Genomic DNA, 13,162 nt, shown 5'->3' with positions numbered 1-13,162 from the left:
TGGCGTGGCCCGCTGGCTCCCGCTAGGGAAAGGCGATGCGCTTTATGAAATATCTGGTCGTGATCCTGCTGGCCCTGGCCGCGTTCGTCGCGACCATGGCCTACGACAATGCCCGCGCCGATCCGGTGGTGCGCCAATTGCGCCTGCCGCTGGCCGATTGGCCACGTGGCGCCCGCCCGGTGCGGCTGCTGCTGGCCAGCGATATCCATATCGGCAGCGCGACGATGGATGGCGCGCGGCTGACGCGCATCGTCGCACAGATCGACGCATTGCGCCCCGATCTGATCGTGCTGGCGGGCGATTTTATCGAGGGGAATAATGTCGAAGAGCCGGCGCGCGTCGCGCCGGCTCTGATCGAGGCATTGCGCGGCTTGCAGGCGCCGCTCGGCGTCGTCGCGGTGCTGGGCAATCACGATTATTCGACCAACGCGCCCGACGTGCTGCGATCGCTGCGCGCCGCCGGGATCACCGTATTGCGCAATCAGGCCGTCGCGCGCGGCCCGCTGGCGATCGGCGGTATCGATGACGATACCGGTCGGCATGACAATGTGCAGAAAACGGCCCAGGCGCTGGCCCAGTTAAAGGGTGCGCGCATCTTGGTCGCGCATTCGCCGGATATGGCGCGCAAGCTGCACCGGCTGCAGCTGGCCCCGGCCAGCCTGTTGCTCGCCGGGCATACGCATTGCGGACAGATCGATCTGCCCTTTATCGGCCCGCCGATCGACGTAGTGTCGGCGCACTATCGCTGCGGCGTGGTCCGCGATCCCGGGCTCACCACCCTGGTCACGGCCGGTCTCGGCACCAGCGAATTGCCGATCCGGTGGAACGTGCCGCCGGACCTGTGGGTGGTAACCCTCGGCCCGGCGGCGCGGTAGCTTAGTCGATCGCGTTCTTGATGCCCTTGCCGGCGAGCAGGCCGAGCACGAGCAAGACGACGAAGATGGCGATGGCGATGAAGAACAGGATCTTTGCGATCCCTACGAACGCCCCGCCGACGCCGCCAAAGCCGAGCACGGACATGACGAGCCCGATGACGAGAAAGATGATGGCCCAACGCAGCATGTGATTTCCCTTCCGTATGTGGAGGAGAAACAACCGGATGGCAGGCGTTGTTCCGGGATCGTTAGCGGTTCACGCGGGTGTAGCGGAAAGAAATTTCCTCGGCCTTGCCGTTTTCTCGGATCAGCACGGTCGAGACGAGCTTGTCGCCATCGCGGCGCACCGTCAGGCCGGCGAAATAGGCAGCGTTCGGCGCGAGAGCGACAAGCGGGAATTCAACGAAACGACCGCTTTTATCCTCCCAGCCCGTCAGATCGGCGTTGAAGTGGTCGCACGCGATAGACCAGCGAGCCACCGCGCGGGAAAATCTGCACGAGTTCCTGAAAGGCGACGCCACCTTGCTTGTCGGTCTGCACGAAATGGCCGGCGATCTGGCCACCCTGCGCGGTCGAATAGACTTCGGTGGCGGGAGCATCGATCCCCTCGCCACGCCATTCGCCGGCCAACCAGGCGAGCTGGTCGATCGTCGCGGGCGGCGACACGCCGCCCGGCGGCAGTTGCCGCGTTTCCTGCGCTACCGCCGGCGCGGCCATCACCGCCATCATCAGCGCAAGCAGATAGTACATCGCATCACCCCCCCGCCGTTTCGCGACACGCTGAAACGGCGGGAGTGATTTGTCGAGGTCAACCCTTGCGGCTGGCCTCGAACAGGAACCAGGCGCGCTCTTCGGCGAGATCGGTCCAGTCGTCGAGGATACCGCTGGTGGCGTTGTCCTTCGCTTCGTCGACGATATCCTTGGCCTCGCGCAGCGCTTCGACGAGCTTGAGATTGTCCTCGCGCAATTCGACCAGCATGTCGGTCGCGCTGACAAACGGGGCGTCGTTATCCTTGATCGTCTGATGGCGCGCGATGTCGCCGATCGAACGCAACGTGGTGTTGCCGGTCTTGCGCACGCGCTCGGCAATGGCATCGGTAGTATCGAGGATCTGCGTCGCCTGGTCGTCGAGCATCAGGTGATAGTCGCGGAAATGCGGGCCGGAGACGTGCCAATGGAAATTCTTGGTCTTGAAATACAGCGCGAAGCTGTCGGCAAGGATGCCGTTCAAGGCCTCGGCAACCGACTTGGCGGCATTGCTCTGGATGTCGGTCGGGGTCTTTAGCGGGGCTGCTGGGTCGGCCATGGCGATATCTCCTGATGCGGTTCGTTGCGGTAACGATTCGAGTAGCGCAAACGCTCCGCCCGCCGCCAACGAAAATCTAGATCAGTCTGATTGCGCCAAGCGCCATGTAGCTGCCGATCAGCACGAACAGGATGCCGATGGCGATGCGCACCGCGGTGATCGGCAGTGTCTTGCGCGCCGCTTCGCCGGCCAGGATGGCGGGAACGTTCACGGCCAGCGCACCGATCGTCGCGCCGATCGCGGCCAGGGCCGGCGACGGGCTGCGCGCGGTGATCGCTGCCGTAAGGAATTGGCTGCGATCGCCCAGCGCCAGCACGAAAATGCCAAGCAGGCTGGTGACGAAGCCGCCAAGCTTCCAGCCGGTCAGGCGATCGGGCGGCTTGATCGCGGAAAAAGCCGCGATGCCGGCGAAGATCAAGGCCACCGCCAGGAACAGGTCCTTGGCATTGGGCGACATTTCGTGCGCGATCAGCGTGCCGCCGATCGCCGCGATCGTGTTGCCGAGCGCCAGCGCGAGCGCCGTGGCGAGGATCACGGCGATCGGGCGATAACGGTCGCCGAGAATCGCCGCGAGCCACGGCGTGCGGTCGCTGACCTGGGCCAGCAACGCCGCGACCAGGGCCGCCATCAATGCATCCATGGAATTATCCGAACATCCGCACGGCGCAGGCGGCACGATAGCTGTCGCACGCCGCCGCATCGTGCCGGTCGCCGCCGACCGCATCGCGCAGCAGATCGAGCCAGGCATGGACCAGCGGCCCGCGCTCGCCGCGCGCCAGCGCCATTTCCAGTGCCTGCGCGACCGCCACGGCCGGGCGCAGGCCAGCACGGTGCGCCAGCGCACGGATCGAATCGATCTCCCGCGCCAGCTCCGACGGTCGGTCGATGCTATCACGTCCGGCAATCCGGCCGAGTCGCGCGGTCAATTCGTTCTTGATATCCTCGACCATGGCCCGCCTTCCGCTATACGGCAAAGTGCGCCCGCAGTGGTAAACAGGCGCTTAAATGCGCCTTCTGCTTGACTTGGCCAAGCCTTTGGGCCAACGGACGCGGCTTGTGAGCGGCGGCTTGTTCGCCGCTCTTTGCTTTTTTACAGATTCAGGAACTGGGCTCATGGCCAAGCCAACAACCGTCAAGATCAAGCTGCTGAGCTCGGCAGACACCGGCTTCTTCTACGTCACGAAGAAGAACCCGCGCACCAAGACCGAGAAGCTGTCGTTCAAGAAGTACGACCCCGTCGTGCGCAAGCATGTCGACTTCAAGGAAACCAAGATCAAGTAAGCCGCTTTTGCGGGTTACCTGATCCCGGCATGGCCGGTCGCAAGCCGCCGCAGGGGATACCCCTCGCGGCTTTTTGCGTGTCCGCGCCGCGCGGCATCCCGGACTTGTTCGGCAGATAGCCCTTCGAGCATGTGTGCCACTGTTCTCCTGCGCACACAGGAGAACGGTGGCGCCGACCGCAGCGCTCGTGGTTCTGGGCCCCTGCTTTCGCAGGGGAGCAGATACAGCGTCGTTAGAGCAGCCCCCGCACCGATTCGACGAACCGCGCCAGCGAGATCGGCTTCGACACATAGGCATCCGCCCCGACCGCGCGAATCCGCTCCTCATCCTCGCGGCCGGCATAAGCGGTGACCGCCATAATCGGGATCGTGTTTAGTGTCTCGTCCGCCTTCAGATGCCCGATCAGTTCGAAGCCGCTGACATGCGGCAGCTGGATGTCCATGATGATCAGATCGGGCGCGAAATCGCGCGCGCGGGCCACCGCTTCGCGGCCGTCGCGCACCCCTTCCGCAAGATAGTCGTGCGCCCGCAGCAGGTCGCAGAACAGCTTTAGGTTGAGTTCATTGTCCTCGACAACGAGCACCTTTTTCGCCACGTCCGCGTCATCCCGTACCGTCATGACAAGAGTGATAGGCAATGCGCGCGCGCGAGACAAATGAAGACGCGGAACAGCTGGCGCTGCGCGCGCTGGTCTGGACGCTAGGCGACCAAGATCGCGCGCAGCGGCTGCTCGACATGACCGGGCTCGATCCGCAGGACCTGCGCGCCCGCGCCGGCGAACCCGCCGTGCTGGGAGCCGTGCTCGGCTTTCTGGAGAATTACGAGCCCGACCTGATCGCCTGCGCCGAGGGGCTGGAGGTCGCTCCCGCAGCGTTGGTCACGGCCGCCCGTACTTTGGGCGGCGGGGAGTTCGAGGCATGAGGCCGCTGCTGATCTGCGATTGCGACGAGGTGCTGCTGCACATGGTGCGGCATTTCGGCACGTGGCTGGGCGAGACGCACGATATCGATTTCGCCATTGCCGGCGGCGATTTCGCCAACAGCATGACCCGGCGCGGCGGCGGCGCCGCGCTGACGCGCGAGGATATGTGGGGCATGCTCGACGGCTTCTTCCCCAGCGAAATGGATCGCCAGACCTTGGTGCCGCATGCGCGCGAGGCGCTGGCCGCGCTGAGCAAAGCTGCCGACATCGTCATCCTGACCAATTTGCAGGACCAGTGCCGCCAGCCCCGCATCGAACAATTGGCCAAGTTCGGCATCGATCACCGCGTCGAGTGCAATCAGGGCGGCAAGGGCACGCCGGTGGCGGAACTGGTCGCCGAGCACGGCAATCCGGTCACCGTGTTCGTCGACGATCTCGCGGTGCATCACCAGTCGGTGGCGGAGCATGCCCCCGGCGTACACCGGCTGCACATGGTGTCCGAACCGGCGCTCGCCCCGCACGTGCCCAAGGCGCCGGCGGCGCATGCCCGGATCGACGACTGGAACGATGCGGAACTGTGGATCATGGAGCGGTTTGCCGCCGGCCAACCGGCGCAAGCCGGATCACCAGGAACGCCCGCGTGAGGGAGGGCTTTGCGTTCTCGACGCGGTTCAAGGTGCGCTATGCCGAGATCGATGGGCAGAAGATCGTCTTCAACTCACGTTATCTCGAATATGCCGATGTCGCGGTCAGCGAGTTCTGGTCGTGGACCGGCATCGCAGACGCGCTGCCCGAGTGGCAGACGACCGAGTTCCACGTGCGGCGTAGCGAAGTGGATTATCTGAAACCCTTCGTGTGGGGCGACGAGATCGAGGCGTTCGTGCGCGTCGACAAGGTCGGCGGCACGAGCATCACCAAGCGGTTCGAGCTGTGCCATGCGGTCACCGGCGCGTTGCACTGCGTGATCCAGATGGTCAGCGTGAATGTCGATCTGGCGACGCACCGGCCGGTGGCGATTTCCGACGCGATCCGCGGGTTTCTGGCTGGGTTGGCGACGGGGTAAACACTATCCATCACAGGCGCTTCCCCGGCGAAGGCCGGGGCCCAGTTGCGACACATGAGTAATCGGGCGTTGCGCGCCGTTACGTCGACCTTCGCGACTGGGCCCCGGCCTGCGCCGGGGAAAGCGCCGGGGAGCGCCGGGGGTGTTACCGCCCCAGCGCTTCCGCAATCAGCTTGCGCGTATTGTCGATCCCGTACAGCGCGATAAAGCTGCCCATGCGCGGCCCCTGCTCGGACCCCAGCAACGTCTCGTACAGCGCCTTGAACCAGTCGCGCAGATTCTCGAATCCGCCAGCGTCTCCGAACTGGCTCTTGCCGATCTCATAGACGATGTTCTGGATATCCTCGGGCCGGGCATCCGCCGCCAGCCCGGCCAGATCGGCATCCAGCCGTTCCAGCGCCGCCACTTCAATGCCCTCGGGCGCCCGGCGCTTGAGCGTCGGGGTGACGAAGTCGCGGCCATAAGCCAGCGCATAGCCGATCAGATCGTCGAGCGCGGGATAGGCCTCAGGTGTCGCATCGGGCACGTAATTGGCGAGATAGCCCCATACCTGCTCCTTGCTCGCATCGCCCATCACGCCGACCAGGTTAAGCAGCAACCCGAACGTCACCGGCAGCGTCTCGGCCGGCGGCGGGCCGTTATGGATATGATGCACCGGATTGCCGAGCTGCTGCTCGACCGGCTGATGCGGATACTTCTCGCGGAACTGCCAATATTCGTCCACCGCCCGCGGGATCACGCCCATGTGCAACTGCTTGGCTTTCTTGGGCTCGCGATAGGCGTAGAAAGCGACCGAGTCTTCGGGGCCGTAGGTCAGCCATTGCTCAAGGCTGAGGCCGTTGCCCTTGGACTTGGAGATCTTCTGGCCGTTCTCATCGAGGAACAGTTCATAGATCAGCCCGTCGGGCTTGCGACCGCCGAGGATCTGCGCGATCCGGCCACCAAGCTGCGCCGAGTCGATCAGATCCTTGCCATGCATCTCGTAATCCACGCCGAGCGCAGCCCAGCGCATGCCCCAATCGGGCTTCCACTGCAATTTGGCGAGGCCGCCGAGGATCGACTGCTCGATCCGCTCTCCGCCATCCATGAACGCGATCAGGCCGGTTTCGGCGTCGAGCACCTCTACCGGTACCTGTAAGACGACCCCCGATTTGGGGCTGACCGGTAGAACCGGAGAATAAGTCGCCTGACGCTCTCCACGCAGCGTCGGCAACATCACCTTCATGATATCATCATAGTGACGCAGCACTTCGCGCAACTTCTCGTCGAAGGTGCCGTTGGCGTAATAGTCGGTTGAAGACGCGAATTCGTAGTCGAAGCCGTATTGATCGAGAAATGCGCGCAAAGTGGCATTGTTATGCGCGGCAAAGCTCTCATGCGTACCAAACGGATCGGGAATGCGGCTGAGCGGCTTGCCCAGATGCTCGGTCAGCATCTCCTTGTTGGGCACATTGTCGGGCACCTTGCGCAGCCCGTCCATATCGTCGCTGAACGCAATCAGCCGGGTGGGGATGTCGGACAAGGTTTCGAACGCGCGCCGCACCATCGTCGTGCGCAGCACTTCGTTGAACGTGCCGATATGCGGCAGGCCCGACGGGCCATAGCCCGTTTCGAACAGCACATGGCCTTTGGCCGGCGCGCCATCAGGATAGCGCTTGAGCAGCTTGCGCGCTTCCTCATAGGGCCAGGCTTTGGAGTCGAGGGCGGCGGTGCGCAGGTCAGTCGTCATGCGGCGGCTCTAACGGGAATGGGCGTTTTCGTCACCCCAACCATTGCCGTTGCCCAGCCAATACCGTCACCCCAGCGAAAGCTGGGGTCTGTAGGGGGCAGGTGCTGCACCCGCCCCGTAAAGACCCCAGCGTTCGCTGGGGTGACGAATGGGCGCGCAGGAGCACTGTAGGCGTTGCCATTTCGTTCCACGCGCGCCACTGTCGCGGCGTGACGATTCTGCGCTATCCTGCCCTGCACGCCAGCCATAGCGGCATCTGGATCGCCAGTGACGACGGCACGCGCCCGATCGGGCGCGGCGAGGCGATCCGCATCGCCGCCGACACGCCGGTGATCGTGCTCAATGCCGCGTTGGTTGGGCAACGTCTCGGCTATGCCGATCTGGCCGGGCTCGACGTGCTCGAACTGTTCGCCTTCATGTGCCCGGCGCGCTTCATGGTGCCGACGCCGCGCGGGCTGGCGCGCGCAACGGGGCTGGAGACGCCGGCGCGCGACGAGGATGTCGCCGCCTTCCTGCGCGCCGCCGCACAAGCCTTGCTCGATCTGCCCAAGCAGGACTGGCCGGAAAAGGAAGGCGCGTGGATGTCCGCGCAGTCGCTGTTCCGCCTGCGCTGGCCTTGGGCGCCAGTGATCGGCGATCACCTGGTCAAGCCAGCCGAGGCCGAGCGCTGGCTGTTCTCGAAACTGCCCGAATGGTCCGAAGCCGCGCCGCGCCCGCAGCCGCGCACGATCACGTTGGACGGCGAAGAGACGCAGGCACGCCTCGCGCACCTCACCGGCTCGGCCGCCGAGCAACGCCCGGGGCAGCGCGCCTTCGCGCAGGCGGCGATGGATGCCTTCTCCCCCCGCATGGTGCGCGAATCGCCCAATATGGTGCTGGCCGAGGCCGGCACCGGGATCGGCAAGACGCTGGGCTATCTCGCCCCGGCGTCGCTGTGGGCAGAAAAGGCCGGCGGCGCGGTATGGGTATCGACCTTCACCAAGGCGCTGCAGCGCCAATTGGGCCAGGAAAGCGCGCGGCTGTTCCCCGATGCCGCGATCCGCAAGCAGAAAGTGGTGACGCGCAAAGGCCGCGAGAATTACCTGTGCCTGCTCAATCTCGAGGATGCGCTGCAGGGCGGCTTCCAGAACCGCGCCGCGGTGCTCGCGCAACTCGTCGCGCGCTGGGCGGCGTATAGCGCGGATGGCGACATGGTCGGCGGCGATCTGCCCGGCTGGTTGCCCACCTTGTTCCGCCGCAACGGATCGACCGCGCTGACCGACCGGCGCGGCGAATGCGTCTATGCCGGCTGCCCGCATTACCGCAAATGCTTCATCGAGCGCGCCGCGCGGGCAAGCAGCGAAGCGGATATCGTCATCGCCAACCACGCCTTGGTGATGGTCAACGCCGCACGCGGCCGCGAACTCACCACACGCCCGACGCGCTACGTGTTCGACGAAGGCCATCATATCTTCGACGCGGCGGATTCGATGTTCTCCACCGCGCTTACCGGGCAGGAGACGATCGAGATACGGCGCTGGATCCTCGGCCCCGAATCCGGCGGGCGCGGCCGCCGCCGCGGCCTGCAGGCGCGCCTGTCCGATGTGGCGAGCTATGACGAAGGCGGCGCGCGGGCGATTTCCGAGGCGGTGATCGCAGCGCAGGCGCTGGCCGCCGACGGCTGGCTGCAGCGGGTCGGCGAAGGCGCACCGTTCGGGCCGATCGAGACCTTGCTCGCGGCGGTGCGCGGCCTGACCTATGCCCGCGCCGAGGCGGCGGGCGATGCCGGCTATGGCCTGGAAACCGAGCTCGCCGAGCCCGATCCGGCGTTGGTCGAGGCGGCGGGCCCGGCGGCGCATGCGCTGGATGCGCTTGTCCGGCCGCTGGTCACGCTCGGGCGGCGGCTGGAAGCGGTGCTGGCCGAAGCACCCGACTGGATGGACGGGCCGGCGCGGGCCCGAATCGAAGGCGCGATCGCCTCGATCGGCTGGCGTGCGGAGACGGTGGCGGCGTGGGTCTCGCTACTCGCGCGGGTCGGCGGGCCGGCCTCGCCCGATTTCGTCGACTGGCTGGCGGTCGATCGCGTCGAGGGACGCGAATATGACATGGGGCTGCACCGCCACTGGCTCGATCCGAGCAAGCCCTTCGCCGAGACGGTGCTGAAGCCGGCACACGGCGCTTTGGTCACCTCCGCGACCTTACGGGGCGGCGGCGAGTGGGAGGTCGCCGAGGCGCGCACCGGCGCCAACCATCTGCTGCGCGGCGCCAGCCGGTTCGAGGCGCTGTCGCCGTTCGATTATGCCGCCCAGGCCGAAGTGCTGATCGTCACCGACGTCAAGCGCGGCGACATGGGCGCATTAGCCAATGCCTATGCGCGGCTCGGCTGCGCCAGCCATGGCGGCATGCTCGGCCTGTTCACCGCGATCCGGCGCTTGCGCGGCGTACACGCGCGAATCGCCGATCGGCTCGCGCGTGACGGGCTGCCGCTCTACGCGCAGCATGTCGATCCGATCGACACCGGCACGCTGATCGACATTTTCCGCGATGACGCCAGCGCCTCGTTGCTCGGCACCGATGCATTGCGCGACGGCGTCGACGTGCCCGGCGATTCGCTGCGCCTGGTGGTGATGGAGGGCGTGCCCTGGCCCAAGCCGACCGTGCTGCACGCGGCGCGGCGCTTGGCCGGCGGGGGCAGCGCCTATGACGACCGCATCGTGCGCGCGCGCCTGGCGCAAGCGTTCGGGCGGCTGATACGCCGCGCCGACGATCGCGGTATGTTCGTATTGCTCTCGGCGGCGATGCCGTCGCGCTTGCTCAGCGCGTTTCCGCCAGGCGTGAAAATCGAGCGCGTCACGCTCGACGAGGCGGTGCTGCGCGCATCGCGTCTTCCTTCGCCCGCGCCAGTGGTGCAAGAGAGCCGCCTGGACGCCTGACGGAGAGCCCATGAAGACGTTGACGCTGCTCCGCCACGCCAAATCGGGCTGGGACGATACCGTCACGCGCGATGTCGATCGGCCGCTCAACGGCAAGGGCAAGCGCGCCGCCGCTGCCGTCGGCAAGCATTGGCGTGGGCTCGGCCTCGCTTTCGATCATGTCGTCGCCTCGCCCGCGGTGCGCGTGCACGAGACGCTCACGCATCTCGTCACGGGCTATGGCACCGATCTCGCGCCGGTGGTGGATCGGCGCATCTATCTCGCCTCGGCGGTGACCTTGCTCGACGTGATCCACGATCTGCCGGCGGATGCCGAGCATGTCTTGATGGTCGGGCATAATCCGGGGCTCGAGGATCTCGTGCTGATGCTCGTGCCCGACAAGACGGGTGAGGCGGCGGACGATGGTCTGCGCGACACGCTCGAAGAAAAATTCCCCACCGCCAGCACCGCGCAAATGACCTTCGACGGCGCCTGGGCGGATGTCGCCGCGAACGCCGCGACGCTGACCCGCTTCATCCGCCCGCGCGACCTCGATCCGGCGCTGGGCCCGGACAAGGACTAAACGTCAACCCGTTCCCCGGCGACGGCCGGGGCCCAGGCGAGAAGCAGACGTTGGCGAGCGTGGCGCGCAACTACCTCGGCCATCGCGACTGGGCCCCGGCCTTCGCCTGGGAACGCGAACAGGGGTGGGCCAGCCCTCACCCTTTGCCCAGCAAATCCCTAAGTCCCGCCAGCGCGCCCGCCGGCTTGGCCTCGTCCTCACTGATCACTCCCGCCGCCTTCAGTACCCGCGCGGCATTGGGCCCGCGCAGGAACGGATCGATCGCCAGCGCCACCGTCTCCGCTGCCGCCTCGCCGAGATCGATCCCGCCGCCCGAATAGAACATCGTATCGAGCGCATCCTCGGACAGTTCGATCTCTTCCTCGTTGACCGCATCCTCTTCGATGAAGCGCACGGCGATGTCTTCGTTGACCGCCACCTTGAGCGGCTCGTCGGTCACCGAACAGGCCTGCACCACTGCTGCGGAAACCGTGCCGCGGGCGACGATTCCCGCCGCCTCGGTGCGGATGCGCAAAGTCGCCTCGAGGCTGTTAAGGCCGATCAGCCCGAATCGCTTGGCCAGCGCCGCGCGCTCCGCCTCGGTCGCGCTGATCGACACCGTATGTTCGGTCGATCCGATCGTGTCGCGGCGCTGCAGGCGGGAGAATTCGGGTGGGGTCACGGTATTTTTCCTTCGGCCACGGTGGCGATCGGCGTGGCGGCCAGCGCCGCGCGGAACGCCAGCAGGCCATTGCGGACATGCGCCAGCGCGGCAGGCGCCGGCCTATCACCACGATACAGATTACGCACCAAGGCGGCGTCGATCCCCTCACCCGCCAGCCCATCGCGATAGGCGCCGAGACGCCCGCCGAGCATGCCCATCATCTTGCCGATATGCTTGCCGACCACCACGTCGCCGACGCCCTGTTCACGTAGCTGCCCGTCCATGTCATCGACGAAGCGTTCGGTCAGCACCGCGCTGAGCGCCGCGCCGGCTTCCTCTTCCTCCAAGCGCAGCACGACGAAGCCCAGGATGCAGGCGATCATGTCGAATCGGCCGTCAATCGTATCAGGCACCTGCCCGTCCAGATACCAATGCGGCTGGCGCGCGCGCGCGACCACGCCCGTGTATAATGGCAACGCCTCGTCGCTCTTCTCGCCGAACAGTCTTCCCAGCCAACCCATATCTGCTCCAGCACGGCCCTTGTTTGGCCATCAAGCTCGGCATATTGAGGCGATCGACGTGTGATGCAATGATGGCCAATGCGGGCGGCATATCTCAATGCCCTCGGGAGAATGTGATGAGCGTATTTCAGAACCGGTTCCTGACGACCGCCGCGCTGGCCCTGGCCTGCGTCGCTGCGGGCGCTTGCACCCCGCTCAAATCACATCAGGGCTATATCATCGATGCCGATCTGGTGAATTCGGTCCAGCCCGGCGTGGATAACCGCACCTCGGTGCTGCAGGTGCTGGGCAAGCCGAGCTTCACCAGCCAGTTCAACGAGGGCGACTGGTATTATATTTCGCGCGATGCGCGCAATTTCGCCTATAACAATCCCAAGGTGCGCGATCAGACCACGATCCGCATCAGCTTCGATCCACGCGGCGTGGTCACTGGCATCGCCAAGGGCGATCAGACGCAAGTCGCCTCGATCAACCCCTCCAAGAAGAGCACGCCTACGCTCGGCCGCAAGCGCGGGCTGTTCGACGAACTGTTCGGCAATATCGGCACGGTCGGTGCGATCGGTGGCCAGGGTGGCCAGGGCGGCAATCGCGACGAGCCATAAGGCCCGCCTTTCATTTAGCTGACCGATCCGTTCGCGCATCGTTCAGTAGCGCAGCGCCATAAGACCATTCAACGGCGGCCGATAAGGCCACCGGGCAATGAATGGAGATGAAGATGCGTAAACTGATCATCACCGCGCTGATGGCGACCATGGCGTTCCCCGCCATCGCCAGCGCGCAATCGCAGGGCGAAGTCCGCCGTAGCCAACAGGACCTGCGCCAGGAACAGCGCGAGCTGAACCGCGCCCAGCGCAGCGGCGACCGGCGCGACATCCGCGACGAGCGCGGCGACGTGCGTGAAGCGCGGCAGGAGCTGCGCGAAGACCGGCGCGATCGCAACCGTAATTACGGGCGTGACGATTGGCGCGGCTATCGCAACAACAACCGTGCGGTCTATGCCCGCGGCAATTGGCGCGCGCCGTTCCGCTACACGCAGTTCCGCAGCGGCATCCGCATCGCGCCGCGTTATTACGGTTCGCGTTACTACATCACCGATCCGGGTCGCTATCGCCTGCGCAACGTTGGCTACAACCAGCGCTGGGTGCGCCACTATAACGACGTGCTGCTGGTCGATACCCGCCGCGGCATCGTTATGGACGTGATCCGCAACTTCTACTGGTAAGCTCCCGGTAGTCACTTCCGGGCGGCGCGAGCCGCCCGGGTTTTTTGCTGCCCTCGCTTCCTCTTTACGTCGTCACCCCAGCGCAAGCTGGCGTCTGTCGCGGCTCCTGTCCTGCGCTTGCCGCCTG

The 13,162-nt window shown here is 65.7% G+C and carries 19 protein-coding genes; 9 read left to right on the top strand and 10 right to left on the bottom strand.

The window, feature by feature from the left end:
- Nucleotides 1–35: 35 nt before the first annotated feature.
- Entirely contained in the window at nucleotides 36–875 is an 840-nt protein-coding gene (locus U1739_RS09430) for a metallophosphoesterase (protein ID WP_332707082.1), read from the top strand.
- 1 nt (nucleotide 876) lies between these two features.
- Here U1739_RS09430 and U1739_RS09425 read toward each other — a convergent pair whose 3' ends face one another.
- The 6 genes from U1739_RS09425 to U1739_RS09405 all read right to left on the bottom strand — a co-directional run bounded on the left by U1739_RS09425 (nucleotide 877) and on the right by U1739_RS09405 (nucleotide 3,131).
- Nucleotides 877–1,062 (bottom strand): DUF1328 family protein, encoded by a 186-nt coding sequence (locus tag U1739_RS09425; protein WP_332707079.1) that lies wholly within the window; start codon nucleotides 1,060–1,062, stop codon nucleotides 877–879.
- A gap of 61 nt (nucleotides 1,063–1,123) precedes the next feature.
- Nucleotides 1,124–1,354, bottom strand: a complete 231-nt coding sequence (locus U1739_RS21165) for a DUF6265 family protein (RefSeq protein ID WP_443025528.1) — start codon at nucleotides 1,352–1,354, stop codon at nucleotides 1,124–1,126.
- On the bottom strand, nucleotides 1,293–1,625 hold the full coding sequence (locus U1739_RS09420) for a DUF6265 family protein (RefSeq protein ID WP_332707076.1): 333 nt from the start codon (nucleotides 1,623–1,625) through the stop codon (nucleotides 1,293–1,295). The genes U1739_RS21165 and U1739_RS09420 overlap by 62 nt, the downstream gene beginning before the upstream one ends.
- A gap of 58 nt (nucleotides 1,626–1,683) precedes the next feature.
- Nucleotides 1,684–2,181: a Dps family protein gene (locus U1739_RS09415; RefSeq protein WP_332707074.1), complete on the bottom strand. Its 498-nt coding sequence runs from the start codon at nucleotides 2,179–2,181 to the stop codon at nucleotides 1,684–1,686.
- A 76-nt stretch (nucleotides 2,182–2,257) separates the two neighbouring features.
- Nucleotides 2,258–2,821 carry a TMEM165/GDT1 family protein gene (locus U1739_RS09410; protein ID WP_332707071.1) on the bottom strand — a complete coding sequence of 188 codons (564 nt, stop codon included), beginning with the start codon at nucleotides 2,819–2,821 and terminating at the stop codon, nucleotides 2,258–2,260.
- A gap of 4 nt (nucleotides 2,822–2,825) precedes the next feature.
- Nucleotides 2,826–3,131 carry a hypothetical protein gene (locus U1739_RS09405; protein ID WP_332707069.1) on the bottom strand — a complete coding sequence of 102 codons (306 nt, stop codon included), beginning with the start codon at nucleotides 3,129–3,131 and terminating at the stop codon, nucleotides 2,826–2,828.
- A gap of 163 nt (nucleotides 3,132–3,294) precedes the next feature.
- Here U1739_RS09405 and rpmG point away from each other — a divergent pair, with 163 nt between their 5' ends.
- A complete protein-coding gene (gene rpmG / locus U1739_RS09400; protein WP_260596693.1) occupies nucleotides 3,295–3,462 on the top strand; it encodes a 50S ribosomal protein L33 in 168 nt (55 codons plus the stop codon).
- A 232-nt stretch (nucleotides 3,463–3,694) separates the two neighbouring features.
- Here rpmG and U1739_RS09395 read toward each other — a convergent pair whose 3' ends face one another.
- Entirely contained in the window at nucleotides 3,695–4,057 is a 363-nt protein-coding gene (locus U1739_RS09395) for a response regulator (RefSeq protein WP_332707066.1), read from the bottom strand.
- Nucleotides 4,058–4,098: 41 nt separating this feature from the next.
- On the opposite strand from U1739_RS09395, the gene U1739_RS09390 reads away from it, so the two are divergent.
- The 3 genes from U1739_RS09390 to U1739_RS09380 are packed head-to-tail and all read left to right on the top strand — an operon-like array spanning nucleotide 4,099 to nucleotide 5,446.
- A complete protein-coding gene (locus tag U1739_RS09390) occupies nucleotides 4,099–4,383 on the top strand; it encodes a DUF3572 domain-containing protein (RefSeq protein ID WP_332707063.1) in 285 nt (94 codons plus the stop codon).
- Nucleotides 4,380–5,027, top strand: coding sequence for an HAD family hydrolase (locus tag U1739_RS09385; protein WP_332707060.1), 648 nt, complete (start codon nucleotides 4,380–4,382; stop codon nucleotides 5,025–5,027). The genes U1739_RS09390 and U1739_RS09385 overlap by 4 nt, the downstream gene beginning before the upstream one ends.
- Nucleotides 5,024–5,446 carry an acyl-CoA thioesterase gene (locus tag U1739_RS09380; protein WP_332707057.1) on the top strand — a complete coding sequence of 141 codons (423 nt, stop codon included), beginning with the start codon at nucleotides 5,024–5,026 and terminating at the stop codon, nucleotides 5,444–5,446. The genes U1739_RS09385 and U1739_RS09380 overlap by 4 nt, the downstream gene beginning before the upstream one ends.
- Before the next feature lie 145 nt (nucleotides 5,447–5,591).
- Here the strand turns inward: U1739_RS09380 and U1739_RS09375 are convergent, their stop codons facing one another.
- Nucleotides 5,592–7,175, bottom strand: a complete 1,584-nt coding sequence (locus U1739_RS09375) for a lysine--tRNA ligase (RefSeq protein WP_332707054.1) — start codon at nucleotides 7,173–7,175, stop codon at nucleotides 5,592–5,594.
- Between the two features lie 209 nt (nucleotides 7,176–7,384).
- Here U1739_RS09375 and U1739_RS09370 point away from each other — a divergent pair, with 209 nt between their 5' ends.
- Both U1739_RS09370 and U1739_RS09365 read left to right on the top strand, forming a co-directional pair.
- A complete protein-coding gene (locus tag U1739_RS09370) occupies nucleotides 7,385–10,087 on the top strand; it encodes an ATP-dependent DNA helicase (protein ID WP_332707051.1) in 2,703 nt (900 codons plus the stop codon).
- Between the two features lie 10 nt (nucleotides 10,088–10,097).
- Nucleotides 10,098–10,649, top strand: a complete 552-nt coding sequence (locus tag U1739_RS09365; RefSeq protein ID WP_332707048.1) for a SixA phosphatase family protein — start codon at nucleotides 10,098–10,100, stop codon at nucleotides 10,647–10,649.
- A 136-nt stretch (nucleotides 10,650–10,785) separates the two neighbouring features.
- Here the strand turns inward: U1739_RS09365 and U1739_RS09360 are convergent, their stop codons facing one another.
- Both U1739_RS09360 and U1739_RS09355 read right to left on the bottom strand, forming a co-directional pair.
- Complete coding sequence (locus U1739_RS09360; protein WP_332707045.1) at nucleotides 10,786–11,310, bottom strand: YceD family protein; 525 nt, start codon at nucleotides 11,308–11,310, stop codon at nucleotides 10,786–10,788.
- On the bottom strand, nucleotides 11,307–11,813 hold the full coding sequence (locus U1739_RS09355; RefSeq protein ID WP_332707042.1) for a ubiquinol-cytochrome C chaperone family protein: 507 nt from the start codon (nucleotides 11,811–11,813) through the stop codon (nucleotides 11,307–11,309). The genes U1739_RS09360 and U1739_RS09355 overlap by 4 nt, the downstream gene beginning before the upstream one ends.
- Before the next feature lie 116 nt (nucleotides 11,814–11,929).
- Between U1739_RS09355 and U1739_RS09350 the strand changes: the two genes are divergently transcribed.
- On the top strand, nucleotides 11,930–12,415 hold the full coding sequence (locus tag U1739_RS09350; RefSeq protein WP_332707039.1) for an outer membrane protein assembly factor BamE: 486 nt from the start codon (nucleotides 11,930–11,932) through the stop codon (nucleotides 12,413–12,415).
- A 113-nt stretch (nucleotides 12,416–12,528) separates the two neighbouring features.
- Entirely contained in the window at nucleotides 12,529–13,035 is a 507-nt protein-coding gene (locus tag U1739_RS09345) for an RcnB family protein (RefSeq protein ID WP_332707036.1), read from the top strand.
- Nucleotides 13,036–13,162 lie beyond the last annotated feature (127 nt).

This window comes from Parasphingomonas puruogangriensis (assembly GCF_036663635.1).
GTDB lineage: Bacteria > Pseudomonadota > Alphaproteobacteria > Sphingomonadales > Sphingomonadaceae > Sphingomonas.
This window is presented reverse-complemented; position numbering and strand designations above follow the sequence as displayed.

Excerpts from the sequence above, each read along its gene's own strand:
- U1739_RS09430 (WP_332707082.1), top strand. The coding sequence starts at position 36 with ATGCGCTTTATGAAATATCTGGTCGTGATCCTGCTGGCCCTGGCCGCG.
- U1739_RS09425 (WP_332707079.1), bottom strand. The coding sequence starts at position 1,062 with ATGCTGCGTTGGGCCATCATCTTTCTCGTCATCGGGCTCGTCATGTCC.
- U1739_RS09420 (WP_332707076.1), bottom strand. The coding sequence starts at position 1,625 with ATGTACTATCTGCTTGCGCTGATGATGGCGGTGATGGCCGCGCCGGCG.
- U1739_RS09415 (WP_332707074.1), bottom strand. The coding sequence starts at position 2,181 with ATGGCCGACCCAGCAGCCCCGCTAAAGACCCCGACCGACATCCAGAGC.
- U1739_RS09410 (WP_332707071.1), bottom strand. The coding sequence starts at position 2,821 with ATGGATGCATTGATGGCGGCCCTGGTCGCGGCGTTGCTGGCCCAGGTC.
- U1739_RS09405 (WP_332707069.1), bottom strand. The coding sequence starts at position 3,131 with ATGGTCGAGGATATCAAGAACGAATTGACCGCGCGACTCGGCCGGATT.
- rpmG (WP_260596693.1), top strand. The coding sequence starts at position 3,295 with ATGGCCAAGCCAACAACCGTCAAGATCAAGCTGCTGAGCTCGGCAGAC.
- U1739_RS09390 (WP_332707063.1), top strand. The coding sequence starts at position 4,099 with ATGCGCGCGCGCGAGACAAATGAAGACGCGGAACAGCTGGCGCTGCGC.
- U1739_RS09385 (WP_332707060.1), top strand. The coding sequence starts at position 4,380 with ATGAGGCCGCTGCTGATCTGCGATTGCGACGAGGTGCTGCTGCACATG.
- U1739_RS09375 (WP_332707054.1), bottom strand. The coding sequence starts at position 7,175 with ATGACGACTGACCTGCGCACCGCCGCCCTCGACTCCAAAGCCTGGCCC.
- U1739_RS09365 (WP_332707048.1), top strand. The coding sequence starts at position 10,098 with ATGAAGACGTTGACGCTGCTCCGCCACGCCAAATCGGGCTGGGACGAT.
- U1739_RS09355 (WP_332707042.1), bottom strand. The coding sequence starts at position 11,813 with ATGGGTTGGCTGGGAAGACTGTTCGGCGAGAAGAGCGACGAGGCGTTG.
- U1739_RS09350 (WP_332707039.1), top strand. The coding sequence starts at position 11,930 with ATGAGCGTATTTCAGAACCGGTTCCTGACGACCGCCGCGCTGGCCCTG.
- U1739_RS09345 (WP_332707036.1), top strand. The coding sequence starts at position 12,529 with ATGCGTAAACTGATCATCACCGCGCTGATGGCGACCATGGCGTTCCCC.